21 protein-coding genes are annotated in these 23,196 nt (G+C 39.3%); 12 read left to right on the forward strand and 9 right to left on the reverse strand.

Annotation, left to right across the window (positions count from 1 at the left end):
• Window positions 1-25: 25 nt before the first annotated feature.
• The 9 genes from murD (at window position 26) to lpxC (ending at window position 10,708) form a co-directional block, all read left to right on the forward strand.
• On the forward strand, window positions 26-1,447 hold the full coding sequence (murD, locus tag H4J69_RS05645; protein ID WP_182213322.1) for a UDP-N-acetylmuramoyl-L-alanine--D-glutamate ligase: 1,422 nt from the start codon (window positions 26-28) through the stop codon (window positions 1,445-1,447).
• A gap of 41 nt (window positions 1,448-1,488) precedes the next feature.
• Complete coding sequence (gene ftsW / locus H4J69_RS05650; RefSeq protein ID WP_259364715.1) at window positions 1,489-2,739, forward strand: cell division protein FtsW; 1,251 nt, start codon at window positions 1,489-1,491, stop codon at window positions 2,737-2,739.
• On the forward strand, window positions 2,726-3,832 hold the full coding sequence (gene murG, locus H4J69_RS05655) for an undecaprenyldiphospho-muramoylpentapeptide beta-N-acetylglucosaminyltransferase (protein WP_182229973.1): 1,107 nt from the start codon (window positions 2,726-2,728) through the stop codon (window positions 3,830-3,832). The genes ftsW and murG overlap by 14 nt, the downstream gene beginning before the upstream one ends.
• Window positions 3,833-3,843: 11 nt before the next feature.
• A complete protein-coding gene (gene murC / locus H4J69_RS05660; protein ID WP_182221130.1) occupies window positions 3,844-5,304 on the forward strand; it encodes a UDP-N-acetylmuramate--L-alanine ligase in 1,461 nt (486 codons plus the stop codon).
• On the forward strand, window positions 5,301-6,242 hold the full coding sequence (locus H4J69_RS05665; RefSeq protein ID WP_070374774.1) for a D-alanine--D-alanine ligase: 942 nt from the start codon (window positions 5,301-5,303) through the stop codon (window positions 6,240-6,242). Before murC ends, H4J69_RS05665 begins: the two co-directional genes overlap by 4 nt.
• Window positions 6,242-7,033 carry a cell division protein FtsQ/DivIB gene (locus tag H4J69_RS05670; protein ID WP_259364711.1) on the forward strand — a complete coding sequence of 264 codons (792 nt, stop codon included), beginning with the start codon at window positions 6,242-6,244 and terminating at the stop codon, window positions 7,031-7,033. Before H4J69_RS05665 ends, H4J69_RS05670 begins: the two co-directional genes overlap by 1 nt.
• A 5-nt stretch (window positions 7,034-7,038) precedes the next feature.
• Complete coding sequence (ftsA, locus tag H4J69_RS05675; protein ID WP_070374773.1) at window positions 7,039-8,274, forward strand: cell division protein FtsA; 1,236 nt, start codon at window positions 7,039-7,041, stop codon at window positions 8,272-8,274.
• A 133-nt stretch (window positions 8,275-8,407) separates the two neighbouring features.
• Complete coding sequence (gene ftsZ / locus H4J69_RS05680; protein ID WP_070374772.1) at window positions 8,408-9,565, forward strand: cell division protein FtsZ; 1,158 nt, start codon at window positions 8,408-8,410, stop codon at window positions 9,563-9,565.
• A gap of 225 nt (window positions 9,566-9,790) precedes the next feature.
• A complete protein-coding gene (gene lpxC / locus H4J69_RS05685; protein WP_070374771.1) occupies window positions 9,791-10,708 on the forward strand; it encodes a UDP-3-O-acyl-N-acetylglucosamine deacetylase in 918 nt (305 codons plus the stop codon).
• Between the two features lie 96 nt (window positions 10,709-10,804).
• On the opposite strand, the gene H4J69_RS05690 is transcribed toward lpxC, so the two are convergent.
• A complete protein-coding gene (locus H4J69_RS05690; RefSeq protein ID WP_070374770.1) occupies window positions 10,805-11,275 on the reverse strand; it encodes a DUF721 domain-containing protein in 471 nt (156 codons plus the stop codon).
• An 80-nt stretch (window positions 11,276-11,355) separates the two neighbouring features.
• On the opposite strand from H4J69_RS05690, the gene H4J69_RS05695 reads away from it, so the two are divergent.
• From H4J69_RS05695 to mutT, 3 genes are all read left to right on the forward strand, one after another.
• A complete protein-coding gene (locus tag H4J69_RS05695) occupies window positions 11,356-12,207 on the forward strand; it encodes a M23 family metallopeptidase (protein WP_259367715.1) in 852 nt (283 codons plus the stop codon).
• A gap of 78 nt (window positions 12,208-12,285) precedes the next feature.
• Entirely contained in the window at window positions 12,286-14,985 is a 2,700-nt protein-coding gene (gene secA / locus H4J69_RS05700) for a preprotein translocase subunit SecA (protein ID WP_182202586.1), read from the forward strand.
• Between the two features lie 287 nt (window positions 14,986-15,272).
• Window positions 15,273-15,665: an 8-oxo-dGTP diphosphatase MutT gene (gene mutT / locus H4J69_RS05705; protein ID WP_182213326.1), complete on the forward strand. Its 393-nt coding sequence runs from the start codon at window positions 15,273-15,275 to the stop codon at window positions 15,663-15,665.
• 2 nt (window positions 15,666-15,667) lie between these two features.
• Here the strand turns inward: mutT and yacG are convergent, their stop codons facing one another.
• The 8 genes from yacG to nadC form a co-directional block, all read right to left on the reverse strand.
• The gene (gene yacG, locus H4J69_RS05710; protein ID WP_070374766.1) at window positions 15,668-15,904 is read right to left on the reverse strand and encodes a DNA gyrase inhibitor YacG; all 237 of its coding nucleotides are present in this window, start codon (window positions 15,902-15,904) and stop codon (window positions 15,668-15,670) included.
• 112 nt (window positions 15,905-16,016) lie between these two features.
• Window positions 16,017-16,763, reverse strand: a complete 747-nt coding sequence (zapD, locus tag H4J69_RS05715; protein WP_182213328.1) for a cell division protein ZapD — start codon at window positions 16,761-16,763, stop codon at window positions 16,017-16,019.
• Window positions 16,764-16,870: 107 nt separating this feature from the next.
• Window positions 16,871-17,485, reverse strand: a complete 615-nt coding sequence (gene coaE / locus H4J69_RS05720; protein WP_182244240.1) for a dephospho-CoA kinase — start codon at window positions 17,483-17,485, stop codon at window positions 16,871-16,873.
• Between the two features lie 10 nt (window positions 17,486-17,495).
• Window positions 17,496-18,377: an A24 family peptidase gene (locus tag H4J69_RS05725; RefSeq protein ID WP_259367716.1), complete on the reverse strand. Its 882-nt coding sequence runs from the start codon at window positions 18,375-18,377 to the stop codon at window positions 17,496-17,498.
• A gap of 74 nt (window positions 18,378-18,451) precedes the next feature.
• A complete protein-coding gene (locus tag H4J69_RS05730) occupies window positions 18,452-19,702 on the reverse strand; it encodes a type II secretion system F family protein (protein WP_182244239.1) in 1,251 nt (416 codons plus the stop codon).
• Window positions 19,703-19,785: 83 nt separating this feature from the next.
• A complete protein-coding gene (gene pilB / locus H4J69_RS05735) occupies window positions 19,786-21,489 on the reverse strand; it encodes a type IV-A pilus assembly ATPase PilB (protein WP_182244238.1) in 1,704 nt (567 codons plus the stop codon).
• A gap of 132 nt (window positions 21,490-21,621) precedes the next feature.
• Window positions 21,622-22,074 (reverse strand): prepilin-type N-terminal cleavage/methylation domain-containing protein, encoded by a 453-nt coding sequence (locus H4J69_RS05740; protein WP_182244237.1) that lies wholly within the window; start codon window positions 22,072-22,074, stop codon window positions 21,622-21,624.
• A gap of 160 nt (window positions 22,075-22,234) precedes the next feature.
• The gene (gene nadC / locus H4J69_RS05745) at window positions 22,235-23,113 is read right to left on the reverse strand and encodes a carboxylating nicotinate-nucleotide diphosphorylase (RefSeq protein ID WP_404842390.1); all 879 of its coding nucleotides are present in this window, start codon (window positions 23,111-23,113) and stop codon (window positions 22,235-22,237) included.
• Window positions 23,114-23,196 lie beyond the last annotated feature (83 nt).

The following is a 23,196-nucleotide window of genomic DNA, read 5'->3' on the forward strand; positions in this document are numbered from 1 at the left end:
ATTTAAAGTAGGTATAAAGCATAAAATGACGCAAAAAATTTCACAAGCTCCGCTAGCGATAGCGCAGTTAACAACCCAAAAAATTGTTGTCCTCGGTGCAGGGTTAACAGGGTTGTCTTGTGTGCGTTATTTAGCAAAAAATGGCTTAACTTGCTCGGTAAATGACAGTCGTGATAATGCCATTAATATTGACGTTTTTAAGCAAGAGTTTCCACATACAGCGTTAACGTTAGGTGGCTGGGATAAAACACTGATCGCTTCAGCCGATGTTTTACTGGTCAGCCCAGGTGTAGATACCAGTATTGCTGACATTGCTAAGCAGATAAGCAAAAATTGTATTGTTGCTGGAGACGTTGAGCTTTATTGTCAAAATAATAACACCGCTATTCTTGCTGTTACCGGTTCAAATGGTAAATCAACGGTGGTGTCTTTATTGGCTTTTCTCGGACAAAGGCTGGGTAAAAAAGTTGAACTAGGCGGTAATATTGGAGTACCGGTACTAGAACAATCGCAAAAATCACTCGACTGCTTAGTCTTAGAACTTTCTAGTTTTCAATTAGAAACATTACGCAGTATGAAGGCGATTGCTGCAACTGTTTTAAATGTGAGCGATGATCATTTAGATCGTCATAAAACCTTAGAAAACTATGCCGCGATTAAACGAGGTATTTATCAACAGTGTCAAACGGCTATTACTAATCGTGATGATGTTAATACTCAACTTGTTGGTAAGGCGCAAAAGTCACTTTCGTTTGGTAGCGATGTTGCACTCGACGGTCATTTTGGCATGTCGGTGATTGATGGACAAAGACAATTAATGTTTGGCTCAAAGCCGCTTATTGGTGTTAATCAACTACCTATTGCCGGTTTACACAATGCCTTGAACTGTTTAGCGGTATTGGCACTAGGTCATAGTGCTGGTTGGCCACTTGACGAGATGTTAGTACATTTAGTTGAATTTAAAGGCTTGGAACATCGTTGTCAGCTGATATCAACGTATAAAAATGTGCAATGGATTAACGACTCTAAAGCAACCAATGTTGGCGCAACCCTAGCAGCGATTGAAGGCTTAGCCGCTATGATGTCAGTAGATAACAACTTATATGTTATTGCGGGTGGCGATGGCAAAGGAGCAGACTTTTCCCCATTAACTAACGTTTTTTCTAAAGATGTTAGCCATGTTTTTACCTTAGGTAAAGACGGCGATGAAGTGGCTGCTGTCGCTAATAAAGCAAAGATAAAAAATAGTAAAGTTACCCGTATTGAACAAGCGATTAATATCCTTGGCAATATCGTTAAATCAGGTGATGTAGTGTTACTTTCACCGGCTTGTGCCAGCATTGATATGTTCAAGAACTTTGCTGAACGTGGCGAAGTCTTTGTCAATGCGGTTAACAAGTTGAGCGGAGAAAATAAAACACCAAGCTTGCCAGAGGAGAACTCATGACAACATCAGTTCTCTCTAAACTCGATAATATAAAACTACCCATGTGGTTATCGGCAGAGCAAGGTGCTAGCAGCGCTACATTTGATCGTACGTACTTATTACTCGCTATTAGTATGTATATGATTGGTCTCATTATGGTCGCCAGTTCGTCTATGCCTGTAGCAGAAAGATTGTTCAATGACCCGTTTCATTTTGTCGAGCGTCACTTTATTTATATTTGTATAAGTTTGTTGGTGGCCGTTGTCACGATGAGCGTACCGATGAGTCTTTGGCAAAAACATAGTGGGCATTTACTGCTATTGGGGATTTTGCTGTTAGTTGTGGTGTTAGTGATTGGCCGAACGGTTAATGGTTCGACACGGTGGATTGTTGTGGGTCCAATAACGTTACAAGCGGCAGAGCCTGCGAAATTGTTTTTCTTTTGTTATTTATCGTCTTATCTTGTTCGACGTCGTGATGAAGTGATGGAAAACGTTAAAGGGTTTGCTAAACCACTCGTTGTCTTTACTGTACTTGGTGGTTTGTTATTAATGCAACCAGATTTAGGTACCATTGTTGTGATGTTTGTGACCACTTTTGGTCTGTTATTTTTAGCTGGCGCTAAACTTTGGCAATTTGCTTGTGTATCTGGCGTTGGCATTAGTTTATTATCCGCGCTCGCTTATTTTTCTCCTTATCGTTGGGCGCGAGTTACCGGCTTTTTAGACCCTTGGGAAGATCCCTTTGGCAGTGGTTATCAATTAACACAATCATTGATGGCATATGGCCGTGGTGAGATTTTTGGACAAGGGTTAGGAAATAGTATTCAAAAGCTAGAATATTTACCCGAAGCGCATACCGATTTTGTTATGGCGGTTGTTGCAGAAGAACTTGGCTTTATTGGTATAAGCGTGATCTTAATGCTGAGTATGTTTTTAGTGCTCAAGGCACTGTTACTTGGCAGAGCCGCTTTACAAAAAGAAAAATATTTCGAAGGTTTTTTTGCTTACGCTATTGGTATTTGGATAAGCTTTCAAGCTGCGGTCAATGTTGGTGCTAGTGCAGGTGTAGTGCCCACTAAAGGGTTAACGATGCCGTTATTAAGTTATGGCGGTAGCTCGATGATCATTATGACCATGGCGGTGTTTATCTTGATGAGAATAGATCATGAGATACGTTTGCAAAGTATTCAGGCGACCACTAAGAAAAAATCAAAGAAAAACAAAATAAAAAAAAGTAATGCAATGAATAAAATAGTAGTAAAACCCAAAACTAAAGATGATAAGGAGGGTGAACAATATGACTGGATTTGAAAATACAACTAGCAAAAAAGCACCCACTTTATTAGTGATGGCTGGTGGCACAGGTGGTCATATTTTCCCAGGTATAGCTGTGGCAGAAATGCTCAAAGCTCAAGGCTGGAAGATACATTGGCTTGGCACTGAAAAACGTATGGAAGCAAAAATTGTTCCTGAGCATGGTTTTGATATTTCATTTATCAATATTGCCGGTGTACGCAATAAAAGCTTGTTAGAGCGTGTTAAAATACCGTTTCAATTATTACTGTCGGTTTTACAATCAATTGCGATATTACGCAAAGTAAAACCCGATGTTGTCTTAGGCATGGGCGGTTATGCAAGTGCTCCTGGTGGCTTTGCTGCTTGGTTAATGCGGATCCCTTTAGTTTTACATGAACAAAATGCGGTTGCTGGCATGACAAACCGTTATTTAGCGAAAATTGCCACTAAAGTGTTGAGTGCATTCCCAAACGCTTTTACCGCTAATATTGACTTTCAGGTGGTTGGAAACCCGTTGCGTAAAGAAATAACCGCGTTAACGCCAGTGATCCCCGAGAATCCAAGTAGTAGTAAAAAAGTACTAGTGGTTGGTGGAAGTCTTGGCGCTAAAATTTTGAATGAAACCGTGCCACAAGCGCTAAAACAAATACAACTGCAAAATATTGACGTTTGGCATCAAACGGGTCGTGATAATCAAACAGCAGTACTGGCCAGCTATAAAAAGTTTGGCTTGTCAGAAGATAAAGTTAAAGTGACTGAATTTATTGAAGATATGGCGGCCGCTTATCAATGGGCAGACATTGTTGTTTGCCGAGCAGGTGCCTTAACCGTTTCAGAACTCGCTATGGCAGCTAAACCTGCTATTTTTGTGCCTTTACCTCATGCCGTTGATGACCATCAAACCAAAAATGCGATGTATTTAGTTTCACGTGGTGCTGCAAAATTATTACCACAAAAAGAATTTAACGGTACGACTTTAGCGCAAATGCTTAACAGCCTTTTTATTTCCGACAGCGTAGTAAGGTCGATGGTTAAAGCGGCGCACGATGCTGCTCACGTTGATGCAACTCTCCGTGTTGCTAATACTTGCGCGGAGTTAGTTAACTAATGAGTAAGATAATGAGAAATAAGATAGCCAATAACACTGCACCTATTAAATTACCAGAAATGCGCCGCGTAAAAAGCATTCACTTTGTCGGTATTGGCGGTGCAGGTATGGGGGGTATTGCTGAAGTATTGTTAAATGAAGGCTACCAAATTACTGGCTCTGATATTGGCGAAAATCAAGTTGTTACTCGCTTAATGGCGTTAGGTGCAAATATTACTATAGGTCATGCGGCAGATAACATTGTTGGTGCGAGTGTTATTGTTGTTTCAACGGCAATTAAAGCAGATAACCCTGAATTGGTGAATGCGCAAACGTTACGTATTCCTGTGGTACGTCGTGCTGAAATGTTAGCTGAATTAATGCGTTTTCGCCATGGTGTTGCGATTGCGGGGACTCATGGCAAAACAACAACGACCAGTTTGATTGCAAGTATTTTTGCTGAAGGTGACCTAGACCCAACATTTGTGATTGGTGGTTTATTAAATAGCGCTGGCACCAATGCGCGTTTGGGTAAAAGTCGTTACCTTATTGCAGAAGCCGATGAGAGTGACGCGTCATTCTTGCATCTGCAGCCTATGGTTTCAGTGATCACTAATATCGACGAAGATCACATGGAGACTTACCAAGGTGATTTTGAAAAACTTAAAGATACCTACATCGAATTTTTACATAACTTACCGTTTTATGGTTTAGCGGTTGTTTGTATTGATAACGATGTTGTGCGTGAACTCATTCCAAGAATGGGTCGTCAAGTGATCACCTATGGTTTTAGTGAAGATGCTGATGTACGAGCGACAAACTTTCAACAAAATGGTGGCGTTAGTCATTTTACCGTACAGCGTGAAGGTTTTGCTGATATCAATATGTCAGTAAACTTACCCGGTGAACATAATGTGCTGAACGCCTTGGCGAGTATCGCTGTTGCAACTGATGAAGGCGTTGACGACGCGGCCATTGTCAGTGCTCTAGAAAAATTTGCGGGTATCGGTAGACGTTTTGAACAATTGGCTAATTTAGCGACAGAAAAAGGTGAGATGATCTTAGTCGATGATTATGGACATCACCCTCGTGAAGTTAAAGCAACAATTAAAGCGATGAGAAATGGCTGGCCTGAAAAACGCTTAGTGATGATTTTTGAGCCACACCGTTATTCTCGTACGCGCGATTTATACGAAGACTTTGTTGAAGTGTTGTCTGAAGTCGATTGCTTATTTTTACTCGATGTTTATGCGGCGGGCGAAGCGCCTATCAACAGTGCTGACAGTAAGAGCCTAGCGCGAAGTATTCGCCAGCGTGGTCAAATTGAACCTATCTATGTTAGTAGCGCTGAAATATTAGCAGAATTGTTGCAAGCGCAATTACAAGACGGCGATATGGTTATTACACAAGGCGCAGGTACTATTGGCGTTATAGCTCGTGAAATTATGATAAACCCATTACTAAATGTTGACCTTAAAGGGGCTAAAAAGTGAAAGCACTGAAAGACCAAAGGTTAGCTGTTTTATATGGCGGCGACTCAGCAGAACGCGAAGTATCACTTAATTCTGGAAAAGCGATTACCAAGGGTCTACAACAAGCTGGTTTTGACGTTGAACTCATCGACACTCGAGGGTTTTGTTTAGCTGACTTAACTAAACGAAATATCGATCGTGTTTTTATCGCTTTGCATGGTCGAGGCGGTGAAGATGGTTGTGTGCAGGGGGCTTTACAATATATGGGCATCCCCTATACCGGTTCTGATGTCTTAGGATCTGCGTTGTCCATGGACAAAATTCGTAGCAAGCAAGTGTTTCAAGCACAAGGATTACCGACTGCGCCTTTTGCTATTGTCGAAAAAGAGGCTTACCAAGAAACTCAAGCAGAAAAAATACTGGCGACACTCGGTGGTATGGTCATGGTTAAGCCAGCGAATGAAGGCTCAAGTATTGGTATGGCCAAAGCCAAAACAGCCAATGAATTACACCAAGCATTAACGACTGCCTTTGAATATGATGACCAAATTTTAGTAGAAGCATGGATTAATGGTCCTGAATATACGGTGGCTATTTTAGGCGAAGAAGCGTTACCCGCCATTCATATGGAAACGCCTCGTGAGTTCTATGACTACGAAGCTAAATATCAATCAACGACAACACAATATCATTGTCCTGCTGGTTTGAGTGATGAAGATGAACAAGCGCTTAAAGCATTAGCGCTTAAAGCTTTTAAAGCAACCGGTGCAAAAGGATGGGGGCGCGTAGATGTTATGCGTAACAATGAAAATAAATGGCAGCTACTGGAAGTCAATACTGTTCCAGGTATGACTGAAACGTCATTGGTACCTAAAGCAGCAAAGGTACACGGCTTAAGTTTTAGTGAGCTGGTAACAAAAATAGTCGCCATTAGCACAGGACAATTAGCAGATAAATAATGACAATAACTAGTAGAAATCAACCGTCATTGTCACCATTAATGACGGAGCAACAAGAAAAATTACACTGGTCTTTTTGGCTCGGTGTGACTTTTTTTGTGCTGGTGATTGTTACTATTATTTCATTCAGTTGGTTTTTAAATAATAAAATGTCATCTGAAGAGTCAATGCCTGTTACGTCGATTGTTATTGGCGGTGAAATGCCGTTTACCAATAGACAAGATATAGAAAATGCGATTGAAGATGTTAACTTAGGAAACTTTTTTAATGTTGATGTCAATCACGTACAACAGAAAGTGGCTGAATTGCCTTGGGTATACTCGGTATCGGTACGAAAAAAGTGGCCGAATGAACTGAAAATTTATGTTGTTGATCAAACGCCGATTGCTTTATGGAATGGTGACTTTTTAATTAATCAATACGGTAAAGCATTTCAGGCGGACACTGCACGTTTACAGTCTGCATTACCGGCATTTTTTGGTCCTGAAGGCAGTGAAGATCTTGCCTTAAGTAACTTTGTTAATTTAAGTAAGTTGCTGAAGTTTAGTGAGCTGTCAATTGATGAGTTGTTACTTACCGAACGTCATTCTTGGCAGTTAACGCTTAAGAACGGCATAACGCTTAATTTAGGTAGAGAAAACAAAATTGAGCGTGTACAAAGATTTATGGATGTCTACCCGCAAATAATGAAAACAAAAGAAGAAAATCAGCAAGTGGATTATGTTGATTTACGTTATGACACTGGACTCGCTGTTGGTTGGAAAACCGCAGAGAATAAACAAAGAGCTTAACTTTAATGTCAAAAGTAAACGAAAGAAACTTGGTAGTAGGTTTAGACATAGGAACGTCGAAAATATCTGTTGCTGTTGGTGAAATAACACCGGACAATCAATTAAGTATTGTTGGTGTTGGAAATCAACCTGCACGAGGTATGGATAAAGGTGGCGTTAATGATTTGAATTTGGTTATTCAATCAATTCAGCGTGCTATCAACGAAGCTGAATTAATGGCCGATTGCCAAATTAGCTCGGTTTACTTAGGTATTTCAGGTAAGCATATTAGTTGTCAAAATGAAAATGGCATGGTGCCAATCAATGACAAAGAAGTCATTCAAGAAGATGTTGATAACGTAATACATACCGCGCGTTCAGTACCGATTTCCGCGGAACGACGCATGTTACATGTATTACCACAAGAATTTAGTATTGACTGCCAAGATGGCATAAAAAGCCCGATTGGTATGTCAGGTGTCCGAATGGAGGCCAAAGTTCATATTGTTACTTGTGCTAACGACATGGCTAAAAATATTGTTAAATGTGTTGAGCGCTGTGAAGTAAAAGCCGATCAACTTATTTTTTCAGCATTAGCATCTAGTTATGCTGTGCTAACAGATGATGAGAAAGAACTCGGTATTTGTGTGGTAGACATGGGCGCAGGTACGATGGATATTGCGGTATTTGCTGGCGGTGCTTTAAGACACACTGCGGTTATACCTGTGGCCGGTAATCAGGTCACCAGTGATATTGCGAAAATTTTTAGAACGCCGTTAAGCCACGCAGAAGACATTAAAGTGCAATATGCTTGTGCGCTTCGACAAATGGTGAGTATGGAAGAGAACATTGAAGTACCGAGTGTTGGTGGTCGTCCTGCACGCTCAATGTCTCGTCACACTTTAGCGGAAGTTGTTGAGCCACGTTACCAAGAGCTTTTTGAACTTATTCAAGAAGCAGTTCGCGAAGCGGGCTTAGAAGATCAAATTGCCGCAGGTTATGTGTTAACCGGTGGTACAGCGAAAATGGAAGGTGTTGTTGAGTTTGCTGAAGAAGTTTTTCAAATGCCAGTACGTGTCGCTAAGCCAAAAGGTATGAGTGGTTTAAAAGAGTATGTTGATGATTCAACTTACTCAACGGTTGTTGGTTTATTACATTACGGTATGCAAGCCAATGAACAACAAAGTATAGAGAGTAAGAAAAGTGAAGGTATTGCTAGTATTACTTCGCGTATCTTAGCTTGGTTTAAAGGTGAGTTTTAACCCTCATTAAGAGCCTTGTTATAAGAAGAGTAAATAAATTTTTATAATCTGCCTCAATCATGGTGGATAAGTAAAAAGTAAGAGTTAAATCGCGTTTTGGTGGAACAAAACATAAAAATCGGAGAGAGTAAAAATGTTTGAATTAATGGAAGATCATAACGAAGAAGCAGTAATCAAAGTCATTGGTGTTGGTGGCGGTGGCGGTAATGCAGTTGAGCACATGGTTTGTCAAACCATTGAAGGTGTTGAATTTATTACGGCAAATACCGATTCACAAGCATTACGTAATTCAGCAGCCAATGTTACTTTACAACTTGGTGCAGATGTTACTAAAGGCTTAGGTGCCGGCGCTAACCCTGAAATAGGTCGTCGCAGCGCTGAAGAAGACAGAGAAACGATTAGAGAAACGCTACAAGGGGCTGATATGATCTTTATCGCCGCAGGTATGGGTGGTGGTACAGGTACGGGTGCTGCTCCAGTTGTTGCTGAAATTGCAAAAGAAATGGGCATATTAACGGTTGCTGTTGTTACCAAACCCTTCCCATTTGAAGGCAAGAAACGCATGAACTATGCAGATCAAGGTATTGAGTTATTATCAAAAAGTGTCGACTCATTAATTACTATACCTAATGAAAAATTATTAAAAGTTTTAGGCCCAGGTACGTCGTTACTTGACGCTTTTAAAGCCGCAAATAATGTATTGTTAGGTGCTGTGCAGGGTATTGCAGAGCTAATTACTCGTCCAGGTTTGATTAACGTCGATTTCGCCGATGTGCGTACCGTTATGTCAGAAATGGGCACAGCAATGATGGGTTCTGGTATTGCATCGGGTCCTGATCGTGCAGAAGAAGCTGCAGAAGCTGCAATTTCGAGTCCATTACTTGAAGATGTTGACCTAGCTGGTGCTCGCGGTATTTTGGTAAACATTACTGCTGGCATGGATATTAGTATCGATGAATTTGAAACAGTGGGTAATGCAGTAAAGGCCTTTGCTTCTGAAAATGCAACGGTTGTTGTTGGTGCGGTTATCGACCCTGAAATGACTAATGAATTACGTGTAACTGTAGTTGCAACCGGTATTGGTGCTGATCGCAAGCCAGATATAACATTAGTAAATCCAGCTCCTACTGTTGCACCTATTGCCGTTGGCCAAGAATTTATTGCTAGCCCACAGGCAGAAGTAAATACAGCGCCGATAACAATGCAAGACAGCAATGCTCAAGTACAAACTGCAGCAGATATCGAGAACTATTTAGATATCCCGGCATTTTTACGTAAACAAGCTGACTAATTTGAACGGTTAATTTTGTCATCAGAGAATAAAAATAGTGTATATAATCGCTAATATTATTCGAATTAATATGTGACTAGGATACAGCTGGTTGAACAGTTGTGTGTAAAATAATGTGAAGCTAAAAGCTGATATTTTGATTTTGTTATGTTTTTCTGCTATATTGTGCGCCCGTCGAAAGAGGACGGTGCATTTCAAGGTTAGTAAAAGCTTAATAAGGCATTTATGATTAAACAACGTACATTAAAAGACAGTGTAACCGCCGTTGGTGTTGGTTTACACAAAGGTGAAAAGGTGCAGTTGACTCTCCGTCCTGCGCCAGCCAATACTGGTATTGTTTTTCGCCGCATAGATTTAGATCCGATTGTTGAAATTTCAGCAACGCCTGAAGCTGTGGGCGAGACAACTTTGTGTACGTGCTTAGTCAATGAACAAGGTGTGAAGATTTCCACCGTCGAGCACTTGTTATCAGCTGCCGCAGGTTTAGGTATTGACAACTTAATTGTTGAAATAGATTCTCCTGAAATCCCGATTATGGACGGTAGCGCATTGCCGTTCGTTTATTTAATACAGTCGGTTGGCATCAAAACATTAGCAGCAGCAAAACGTTTTATTCGCATAAAGAAAACTGTTCGTGTTGAAGAAGGTGACAAATGGGCAGAATTAAAGCCTTACCATGGTTTTAAAATTAATTTTGCTATTGAATTTGAACATCCTGTTATTTCTAAAACATGTCAGACGATGAGCATGGACTTATCTAGCTGTTCTTTTATTAAAGAAATTAGTCGAGCACGTACTTTTGGCTTTATGAGTGATATCGAATTTCTTCGCTCTCACGATTTAGCTTTAGGTGGCAGTTTAGAAAATGCCATTGTACTTGACGAATACCGCATGCTTAATAAAGATGAATTACGCTATGACGATGAATTTGTTAAACACAAAATACTCGATGCGATTGGCGACTTGTACATGTGTGGTCACAGCATTTTAGGTGAGTTAAATGCCTTTAAATCCGGACATGGCTTAAATAATATCTTGTTAAGAGAAGTCTTTAAGCAAAAAGAAAGTTGGGAATGGGTGACTTACGAAGATGAAACACCGTCTCCTATCCAATATCAAGAAGTAACTGCTGCAGCATTTTAATTAAGATACTGCTAATGTAACTCAATAAAAAAACCAGTCAAATGACTGGTTTTTTATTTTAAGATAAAGGGTATAAATCATATCTAGGCAAAATTATCATATGGCGTTTTTGTCAGCGTGTTTTGCCAATTTTTCTAATTTTTTACGTAAACTCTCTGGCGCGTTTTTAGCAATAGCCAATAATTGGTTAGCGGTGTTTTGTGAGATATGTAATGGCTCCGCGGGTTTTTCTTCAGATTGATAAACGACTTTATTGCGATAAGGCGATACCTTAATTTCAATTTGATCAAAAGCCTTGTCGGTAGCAATGGCCAGTTCACGGCAAATATTCATCCGTTCAAACTGTAGTCTTTGGCTCCAAACAGCAGATGTGACTTCAATTACTAAAGAATTTTGCTTAAAATTGGCAATATGCCAGACATCTGCTGGCAGGTCAGGGCAAGTTTGGCGTACAATGTCAGACAAGATAGTTAAAGAGTTGGTTTTTGCTGCTATTTGTGCCAAAGTGCCTTTCGATGATTGAAAGAGCTCTGACATATCTGAAGGTTTTCTTGTTTTGCGTGCCATTAACCACTCTACTTTGGAATAGTATTTAAGTAATTATGAGTTTAACACTACTATATCGTGGAAAGAACGTTAGATTTTCAATGACGCTGAATAAGTTGCATTGGTTGTCTGCGATCACTGTATTTGCGCTAATATCAGGCTTTGTTGTTCATTTAATTTTTTCTGCTGATGACGTGCCACAAGCTGTACCCTATGCTTTGAATTCACCCGCTAAGATAGATCCTCGGCAATTAACTGAACCACAATTAACCGCACTAACGATGAAACTCGCTGAGTTGCAAAGCCAAGTGTTACGACTGAATGCTTTAGGTGACCGTTTAGCAAGTGAAGCATCAATTCCAGAAAATGAATTTAATTTTCAACAATTACCGCCATCAGGTGGTCCTATGCTGCAGAGTGAAAACCATTATAAAAAGCCACTGGCAGAGTTGTTAACTGAAATATCAACACTAGAAGAAAGTTTGCACCACGAAGAAAATCAACTGACTACGCTTGAATCTTTGACTTTGGGTCACCATATAGAAAGTAGCAGCTATTTGTCTGGTCGACCAATGATTGGTGGTTGGCTCTCTTCATATTACGGTGTACGAAAAGACCCATTTAGTGGTAAAGCAGCGATACATAAAGGTGTAGACTTCGCAGGTAAAGAAGGTGCTGCGATAATTGCAACGGCTTCAGGTGTTGTTTCTTGGGCAAGTGACCGGTACGGCTACGGGCAACTTATCGAGATTAATCACGGTAGGGGATTAAAAACTCGTTATGGTCATAATAAAAATTTACTCGTTAAAGTAGGAGATGTGGTTAGCAAAGGACAAATTATTGCACGTATGGGTAGCACGGGGCGCTCGACTGGACCTCATGTTCATTACGAAATTTTACGCAATAATGCACAAATAGATCCAATTAAGTTCGTATATAGAAAAGCAAAATAAAAACAATTTATGTGACCCTTGTTGGTCACGTTATTTTCAGCGGAAGTATTTCTTCTAATATCAATATGGTTTAACAAGATGTTTGTAAAGTTAATGACGAAAATGTTTGGTAGTCGTAATGATCGATTAATTAAACAAATGAATAAAGAAGTTTTAAAAATAAACGCCTTAGAGCCCGTTATGGAAGCTCTTTCTGACGAAGAACTAAAAGCAAAAACCGCAGAATTTAAAGAGCGTTTAGCCAAAGAAGAATCTCTATCAAGTATCCTACCAGAAGCATTTGCTGTTGTACGTGAAGCCAGTAAACGTGTCTTTGGTATGCGCCACTTTGATGTACAAATGATCGGCGGCATGGTCTTAAACGATGGTAAAATTGCAGAGATGCGAACTGGTGAAGGTAAAACGTTAACCGCGACACTTCCTTCTTACCTCAACGCATTAACAGGTAAGGGTGTTCACGTTATAACGGTGAATGATTACCTAGCAACACGTGATGCTGACTGGTGTCGACCATTATTTGATTTTCTAGATATGACGGTAGGTTGTAATATTGCCGGATTAGCATCAGCTGAGAAGCAAGCGGCTTATAATTCAGATATTACCTATGGTACTAACAACGAATTTGGTTTTGATTACTTACGTGACAATATGGCCTTTTCGCCAGAAGAACGTACGCAAAAGCCATTGAATTTTGCTGTTATTGATGAAGTCGATTCAATTTTAATCGATGAAGCTAGAACTCCCTTGATTATTTCGGGTCAAGCCGAAGATAGCTCTGAACTTTATCGTCAAATTAACCTTGTTGTGCCGACGTTGGTACTACAAAACGAAGAAGACAAAGATAAAGATACCGGTCAATCTAAAGATTTTGTTGAAGGTGATTTCACCATTGATGAAAAGTCTAAGCAAATCTATCTAACAGAGCATGGCCAAATAAGAATTGAAGAAATCATGAATGAGAAAGGTCTCATTCAAGACGGCGATTCTTTGTTTTCAGCAACCAATATTACCTTGTTGCATCATGTTATGGCGGCATTACGTGCCCATAAGCTTTTCCAAAAAGATGTCGATTATATTGTTAAAGATGACGAAATCGTTATTGTTGATGAACATACCGGTCGTACGATGGAAGGCCGTCGTTGGTCAGAAGGGTTACATCAAGCCGTTGAAGCAAAAGAAGGGGTGAATATTCAAAACGAAAATCAAACCTTAGCTTCGATAACGTTCCAGAATTTTTTCCGTATCTACGAAAAATTATCAGGAATGACAGGTACTGCTGACACAGAAGCATTTGAGTTTAATCATATTTATGGTTTAGAAACCGTAGTTATTCCAACCAATCAACCTATGATCCGTAAAGATCTTGCTGATCTAATCTATTTAACCGCTGATGAAAAGTTTGAAGCGATTTTAGAAGATATTAAAGATTGTGTTGAACGCGGACAACCTGTGCTTGTTGGTACGATCAGTATAGAAACCTCTGAGTTTTTATCTGACTTCTTAAAGAAAGCAAAAATTAAGCATAAAGTATTGAATGCTAAGTTTCACCAGCAAGAAGCTGAAATTGTTGCTGATGCGGGTAAAGTTGGCGCAGTAACTATCGCAACCAACATGGCAGGTCGTGGTACCGATATCGTATTAGGCGGAAACTTTGATGCGATTGTTGCTAAATTAAAAGACCAAAGCAAAGAAAGCATCGCTAAAGCGAAAGAAGAATGGATAATACAGCACAATAAAGTCTTAGAATTAGGTGGCTTACACATAGTTGCCACTGAGCGCCATGAGTCTCGTCGTATTGATAATCAATTACGTGGCCGTTCAGGACGTCAAGGTGATGCAGGTTCAACTCGCTTCTACTTATCGATGGAAGATGCACTGATGCGAATTTTTGCTTCAGAACGTATTTCAAACATGATGCGCAAGTTAGGCATGGAGCACGGCGAAGCCATTGAACATCCATGGGTCACTCGCAGCATCGAAAATGCTCAGCGTAAAGTTGAAGGTCGTAACTTCGATATTCGTAAACAACTTCTTGAGTTCGATGATGTTTCTAATGATCAACGCCAAGTTATTTATGAACAACGTAACGAGTTAATGGACGAAGCTGATATTGCTGATGTTATTAAAAATATTCGTACAGATGTAGTAACTGGTATTATAAATCAGCATATTCCTCAGCAATCTATGGAAGAAATGTGGGATATCTCTGGTTTAGAAGAGCGCTTTAAGGGCGAACTATCTTTAGAGTTCCCTATTGCAAAGTGGCTTGAAGAAGATACTAAATTGCATGAAGAAACTTTACGCGAAAAACTACTAGCAGAAGTTGAAGCTAACTATACCGAGAAAGAAGAGCAAGCTGGTGCCGATGTTATTCGTCAATTTGAAAAAGCGGTTATGTTACAAAGCTTAGATTCTCATTGGAAAGAACATTTAGCGGCGATGGATCATCTACGTCAAGGTATACATTTACGTGGCTATGCTCAGAAAAATCCTAAGCAAGAGTTTAAGCGTGAATCTTTTGAGTTATTTGGTGAATTACTTGAGACCCTGAAATATGATGTTATCAGTATTCTTAGCAAAGTAAAAATTCGCGCTGAGTCTGATGTTGAAGCCGTTGAAGAACAACATCGTAAAGCTGAAGATATTCCAAAAGAATATACCCACGAATCTGCTAGTAGTACAGAGACAAAGCCAGAAATACAACGAGTAGGTCGTAACGAAGCTTGTCCATGTGGTTCAGGTAAGAAATATAAGCAATGTCATGGTAAATTAACCTAATCGTTATTTATTAATATGTTTGAAAAAAACGCCAGTTATTGACTGGCGTTTTTTATATGCGCAATGCTAATGACGATTATTGTTGCAGTGTTCAGTTATAATTTTTGTTACAGACGAATCGTCTTTAGCTAAATTCATTCGAACAATGTCGTTTTCACAGACATGACAATGCATGGTTATGTAAAATTATGCGTAGGGTATGATTAGACGCTTTGTTGTTTAAGCTAGGTTCGTCTTTTACGTTAACAACGAAATCATTGATTAATTTAAAGCTTTAGGAAAGAGTTATGCAAAAAGTAGTACATGTAGCTGTCGGTGTTATCATGCGAGAAGAGCAGTACTTTCTTACCAAGCGCCTCGCTAATGCTCATCAGGGCGGGAAATGGGAGTTTCCTGGTGGTAAGGTGGAAAAAGATGAAACAGTTGCTCAGGCTTTGCACAGAGAGCTTCAAGAAGAAGTAGCAATAGATGTTCTCTCTTGCTACCCACTCATTAAAGTTAGCCATGATTATGGCGATAAAAAGGTGCTATTAGACGTTTATGTGGTTGATAACTTCCAACATGAACCTATTGCCCAAGAAGGGCAGCAATCAGCTTGGTTCACATTAGCGCAATTAAGCCAATGTGACTTTCCCGCCGCTAATGTTGCGATTGTTGAAAAACTGCTGATGAACAAATAATACTATTCTGGTTCAACAAAAAACTTATTACTTTGTAAAAACTCACCTTCAAGTGCGTCAAGCATCTCTTCGGTTAACTGAATATCACCTTGTAATGGCTGGCTGATTTTATGTCCTTCATCAGCCCATTCACCAATATCAATTAACTGGCAACGTTTGCAGCAAAAAGGGCGAAACTGACTCTCTGGTTGCCAAATAACTTCTTTTTGACATGTTGGACAAGATACTTTTAAGGTCATAGTTGGTGCTTGTAATTAAATACTTAGTGGTAGGATTATACCCTTCCTACTCCAAGATGAAACCTGCATATTGAATGGATAAAGGGTATTTGTGAAATTAATTAAGCGAATGCTAACAGCGAGCTAATTGAAATGAAGTGGCCTTATTTGAATACTTACGTCCGGTTTCATCACAAAGAGACATAAAGCGAATAGAATAACGCAGACGATTGCCACTTACCGTTGGGTAATAAGGTGATTTTTGGTCAACTTTAATACGAAGTAATAAAATACCTTCACCATTATCTTGGTAAAAACCACTCTCGGTATCTATCTGTTTGAATTCAGCCCGTTGGCGAATAAACTTTAATATCATATCTAAAGCGCTTTTAACTTGTTCAAGTAGGGCAAGCCAGCCTTGGACATCTTTAGCAAGAATCTCACTGTCTTGATGTAACCAAAACTGTAATTGTGGTAAATCGAAACTTGAGCTGCCACCCTGCATGGCAAAGCGTTGTTTTAAGGTCGCCAGAAACTTGTCGTGTTTGAGTTGTGCCCACACAGGAGTATTCGGTTTTAATTGACAAATAAGCTCGACAGTTTGTTGTAGATTTTCAGCTAAGATACTGTCATCTATTTCAGGCGCTTGTGACCATATCACTAAATTTTGTTCTAGTTTTTCAAGATCTTTAATTAAGTCACCGCGAACATCATTTCGTTCTAAGGTATCAATAATGGCAAATAAGGCGTTAAAGAAAACTTGATGGCTGACTGAAATTTTACGCTGCAGACAATCTTGTGCCTGAGCAAATAAATGTTCAAGTTTAAGGTAGTTACGGATCCGTTCGTTAAGCGGATGTTCATATAAAATTTTAGTCATTAACCTAATGTCATCAATAAAGCTGAGTGTTTAGCTTTCCATACTAACGACACCCAACAGAAATGGCGAATTTTTTTGCTAAAAATAGTAAAATTTGTACAATTTTACTAACTCGTTGCTAAATTTCGATATTTTTGGTCTAGCTTAATGACACTCGCTTTTATTAGGCTCAAGTCAGAACCGGAGTTATCAATAATATCATCGGCATGTTTTAAGCGATCTTCCCTTGATACTTGACTGGCAATAATACGCTTTATTTCATCTGATGAACTAGGATCACGCAATACCGCACGCTTAACTTGTGCTGATTCACTGATATCAATTACTAAAATGCGTGCAACTAAACTCTGTAAGTTGTTCTCGATAAGTAAAGGTGCGACAAGCAAGCAATAGGGTGACTGACTTTGCTGGATCTCTTCGAGCATGGTTTGTCTTATTAACGGGTGAAGTAAGTTATTAAGCCATTGTTTATCTGATTCATTACTGAATATTTGACTGCGTAATAAGGCCCGATTAAGGGTGCCGTCTGGCATAATAAACGTCTTGCCAAAATGCTGAGATATTTGCAGTAATGCGCCGCTGTTAGGTGCGACAACTTTTCTTGCTGCGATGTCGGCATCAATAATATCGATGCCTAAGTCGGCAAAAAAATTAGCAACGGTTGTTTTGCCACAACCAATACCGCCGGTTAAACCAATAACGATCTTTTTTGCTATAGTCATTTTCATTCGGCTAAAGCACTTGGACTAAATACCAAGACCATATATTTTCACCCCATAAAAATGTGATCCAACCTGCGATCGCAAGGTAAGGGCCAAAAGGAATCGCCTGATCTTTTTGATGATTTTTAAAAAGCATTAAACTAATGCCGATAATGGCACCGACTACTGATGCCATTAAAATAAGTAAGGGTAATAATTGCCAACCTAGCCAAGCACCAAAGAGTGCAAACAGCTTAAAATCACCAAAGCCCATGCCTTCTTTGCCCGTCGCTAATTTGAACAGCCAAAAAACCGTAAAAAGGCTGGTGTAGCCGGCAATAGCGCCGATAACAGCATCTTCTAAAGGCACAATTCCATTTGATAGATTTACGATTAAGCCTAACCACATTAATGGCAGAACAATTTGGTCGGGGAGCAGCATATGATCAAAGTCGATCATCGTTAAGGCAATTAGGCCCCACGTCAATATTAAGGCGTAACAAGTGATAACAGTGACACCAAAATGTTGAGCAATAACTAAACTCAATAAAGCGGTACTTAATTCAACTAATGGATAACGCGTAGAGATTTTATTTTTACATTGGCTACATTTTCCTTTCAACACTAACCAGCTAACCACAGGAATGTTTTCATAAAAACGTATGCTATGTTGGCAATGTGGACAGGTAGAATCGGGCGTTGATAAAGTAAGGGGCTCTACTTGCTTTGTCGATGATGGCTTGAGCTCATCGGCAAGAAATTCTCGACACTCTTGATACCAACCTTGTTCTAACATTTTTGGAAAACGATAAATAACTACGTTTAAAAAGCTACCTATCATTAACGAGAAAACAAAAACAAAGCCATAAAAAAACAGCGAGTTACTTTCTAACAGATGAATAAAATCAGACAAGATAAAACCTTTTATTATTTATTAATTAATTAACTATTGTTAAAACTAGGTGATAAAAATATTAGCGTGAGACACTAAACAATTTTACCTATTTCGAAAATAGGTAAGTACATAGCGATAATTAACCCGCCAATCACTACACCGAGTACCGCCATTATCATCGGCTCTAATAAACTGGTCAGTGAGTCTACCGCGTCATCAACTTGTTGCTCATATATAGTGGCAACTTTGGCAAGCATATCATCTACAGCGCCTGATTCTTCACCAATCGCAACCATTTGTATAACCATATCAGGAAAGATATTACAGTTACGCATTGCTAAATTCATTTGCATACCCGATGACACTTCGGCGCGAATTTCAAGAATTGCAATACGAAAAACCGCATTACCAGACGCACCCGCAGCCGACTCTAATGCGTCAGGTAAGGGGACACCGGCGGCAAAGGTGGTAGATAAAGTTCTCGCGTAGCGGGCAACTGCTGCCTTTTCGAGTAAGGCACCAATAACCGGAATCTTTAATATTATTCTATCAACTCGGTCTCTAAAGCTTTGGCTGTTAAGATGAGCTTTTTTAAAAAAGAAACTGGCAATAAATAGCCCCGCTAACCCTATATACCAATAAGCTTGCATAAATTCCGATAGGGCAATAACAAATAAAGTAAACGCAGGTAGCTCAGCGCCAAAGCTGGCAAAAATTTCTTGAAATACCGGCACGACAAAAATTAACAATATTGAGGTAACAATAAATGCTATCACTAATACAGAAATAGGATAAGTCATCGCTTTTTTAATTTTAGACTTTAATGCTTCGGCTTTTTCTTTGTAAGTCGCAATACGATCATAAATGGTCTCAAGTGCGCCCGATTGCTCGCCAGAACTGACTAAATCACAATATAAGTCATCAAAGTATTTAGGATGGTCGCGTAAACATCCAGATAAAGGAATACCCGATTGCAGTTTATTACTGATATCACCTAACAATCTTTGCATATTGCCATTGCTATGACCTTTACCAATCATTTCAACGGTTTGTACCAAGGGGACACCAGCGCCAAGCATGGTCGCAATTTGCCGTGTAACAATGGCAATATCTGCAGGTATTATTTTTTTGTCATTGGCATTACCAAAAATAGATTTGGCTTTCTTTTTTACTTTCCCCGGGGTAATGCCTTGTTTGCGTAGCTGAGCTTTTAGTTCTAGCATGCTGGTCGCGGGTAGCTCACCATTAACTTTTTTACCCTTACGGTTTACCCCTTGCCAAACAAACGTATCAAGAGCTTTAGCTTGCGGTAATTTTCTTTTTTTAGCCCCTGAAGTTGCCATATAGTGTTTACCTGTAAAGTTAAAATATTAATCATTATTAATACTAGTCAATATCACTAAAAATAAAAAGTGAGCGGTTTATTTTATGCAGACGTTACACGGTTTATTTCCGCCAAACTTGTTACTCCTTGATGGGCTTTTTCTAAACCCGATTGGCGTAAGTTATTGTAACCTTCTTTTTGACACTGCTGAGCGATATCCATAGAATTACCGCCTTCCATAATAATAGAAGACATTTTTTCACTGATTTTTATCACTTCATAAACACCAACTCGACCTTTATAGCCCCCCGTACATTGATCGCAACCTACGGGTTTAAATAATTTTATTTCGCTAAGTTGTTCAGGGGTAAAACCTTGTTTTTCTAGTTCAGGTCTAGGTATAACATCTTCAACTTTACAGCGATTACATAAGCGTCTTGCTAAACGCTGAGCAATAATAATACTGACCGAACTGGCAACGTTATATGAAGGAACGCCCATGTTTAATAATCGAGTCAGGGTTTCTGAGGCTGAGTTTGTGTGCAATGTGGACAACACTAAGTGACCCGTTTGCGCGGCTTTAATCGCTATTTCAGCAGTTTCAAGATCACGAATTTCCCCTACCATAACAATATCGGGATCTTGACGAAGAAAAGAGCGCAGCGCATTAGGAAAGGTTAAGCCGGCACGCACATTAATTTGTACTTGATTAACGCCATCTAAATTTATTTCTACCGGATCTTCTGCTGTTGATATATTACGTTCTTCGGTGTTAAGAATATTTAACCCGGTGTAAAGAGACACTGTTTTACCTGAACCGGTCGGTCCCGTGACTAATATCATTCCTTGTGGTTGCGCTAAAGCGTCCATGTAAATTTGCTTTTGCGCCGGCTCATAGCCGAGCATTTCAATACCTAACATCGCACTTGACGAGTCAAGAATACGCATTACCACTTTTTCGCCCCACATCGTCGGTAACGTTGAAACACGAAAATCAATTGATTTTTTCTTGGACAAGGCTAATTTAATTCGTCCATCTTGGGGGACTCGCCGTTCAGCGATATCGAGTTTTGACATGACTTTTAAACGTGCCGCCATACGAGAGGCAAGTGATACGGGCGGCTTTGCCATCTCAGTTAAAATGCCATCAACACGAAAACGTATACGGTAAGATTTTTCGTAAGGTTCAAAGTGTAAATCTGAGGCGCCTTTGCGAATAGCATCGAGTAATATCTTATTGATATAAACAACAATCGGTGCATCTTCTTTATCACCAGTAGCGCTATCATCTTCTTGGCGCTCCTCTTGAACGTCAATACCGGCAAGTTCAGCAGCATCAATATCGGTAATATCTAAAGCATCACTTTCTTCTTCGAGAATTTTATCAATAAAGACTTGTAAGTTTTTATCATTGGTTAACACTAATTCGGTAGGAAACCCGGTGTTAAATTGAATATCTTCTAACGCATCTAAATTGGTTGGGTCAGACATCGCGACAAATAACACTTTGCCACGTAAAAATAAGGGCAGTGCATTATGTTTACGGATCAATTTTTCGTTGCGAATACCATCAGGAATCATCGTACTATCGAAAGCATTAAGGTCAATTAACGGAAAGCCAAAACTACGAGAGAGTATTGTCGCGATACTATCCGCGTTTAAATTTTTATCTTCAATAAGAAATCGTACGAAAGGTTTTGTTTGTTTAAGAAAGTCAGCACTGATCGATTCGACCATATTCTCGGCGACAATGTCATGTTTTAAAAGTGTAGCTAACACACTTGATTGTCCGTGATGTCCTTTCATGTAAACCTTTTAGTCGTAAGGAAAATGTTAACTATAATTATATGTTAACCCGTTTTAAGTTGAGTAAAAAGAAGTGTTGATAAAATTTAGGTAAAAAAAAAGCTCCAGAGGAGCTTTTTAATAATAATTATATTAACAAAATGTAGAGCAGTTATCTGCCCAGGTTACCTTACCATTAGCAAGTGTACCTGTTAATACATAAGTATCGGTCGCTGCAATACCACCAGCTTCAACAGGTACTACAGTAATAACTGTATTGCTCGCATCAACAGTTCCGGCAGTAACAGTAACGGAAGTTACTATACCTGATGCGCCTGAGTTTGCAGGAATGCCGTTTAAGCTAGGTCCACAAGTTCCTATTAACAATGTGCTTTCTACTGCGGCACAAACTTCAATGGCTGATTTGTGTCCAGAGCTAGCTAATACAATTTCAGTATATTTTGCTTTAGCTGTATATTGTTGATACGCAGGTAGTGCAACTGCCGCTAAAATACCGATGATCGCAACAACGATCATTAATTCAATAAGGGTAAAACCCTTTGCTTTATTTAAAGATTTATTTCTTAAAGATTTAACATTGTTCATAATAGGTATATCCATACATGATTACGGGGGCTGAATTTATATTGCGACAAAAATCAGGAAATGTAAAATTTTGTGACACTTTTTTTATCATTTTTTTGATATTAGTTAAAAAAACATCGATAAGTAACATCTTTTTAACTAATTGTGACACGCTAAAATGTTAAACAAAGCGCATAGAAAGGTCAATAGCATTGATGTTTTTAGTTAATGCGCCCACTGAAATAAAATCGACACCTGCTTTTGCATAGCTTTTTAGTGATTCTATGGTCATATTGCCAGAAACTTCTAATTTGGTTTTACCTTGTGAAATTTCAGCGGTTGCTATAACCGCTTGCTCAATCATTTCATGACTAAAGTTATCAAGCATAATAATATCGCTGCCAGCCTTTAATGCTTGAGTGAGTTCTTCGATATTTTCAACTTCAACTTCAACCGTTTTATTTGGATGGTTTTTTCGAGCCGTTTGAATCGACTTCTCGATACCACCACAGGCGGCAATATGATTTTCTTTAATTAAAAAAGCATCAAATAAACCAATACGATGATTAACACCGCCGCCACATGTTACCGCATATTTTTGCGCGCTACGTAAGCCAGGCACTGTTTTTCGGGTATCAAGTAACTTAGTGTTACTCGCCGATAATTCTTTAACATAGCGACTGGTTAATGTTGCGGTTCCGGAAAGGGATTGTAAAAAATTTAAAGCACACCGTTCGCCAGTAAGAAGAACACGTGCGTTTCCAGATAATTCAAATAAAGTGCTATTGGCTTTGACACTTTCGCCGTCGTTAACAAACCAAGTAATATCCGTTTTTGTCTTATGTATCACATCGAGCTGGGCAAAAACTTCGTTAACCCAAGCCACACCACAAATAATACAATCTTCACGGGTAATGATATTAGCAACCGCTATATTTTCCAGTGGAATTAACTCAGCTGTAATATCTTGGCTATTTTTTAATGCGTCGGCGTTATCAACACCTAAATCTTCACATAATGCCCAAGTTACTGTTTTTTTAATATCGTGTTGTAGTTGCACAGAAAGCATTGAATTTTATTCTCTTGTTGGTAAATAATTAAGTGAGTTTTTAGTGGGGCGTTTATCGCCAGTAAATCACAGCA

This window comes from Colwellia sp. BRX10-9 (assembly GCF_014077405.1).
Taxonomy (GTDB): Bacteria; Pseudomonadota; Gammaproteobacteria; order Enterobacterales; family Alteromonadaceae; genus Colwellia_A.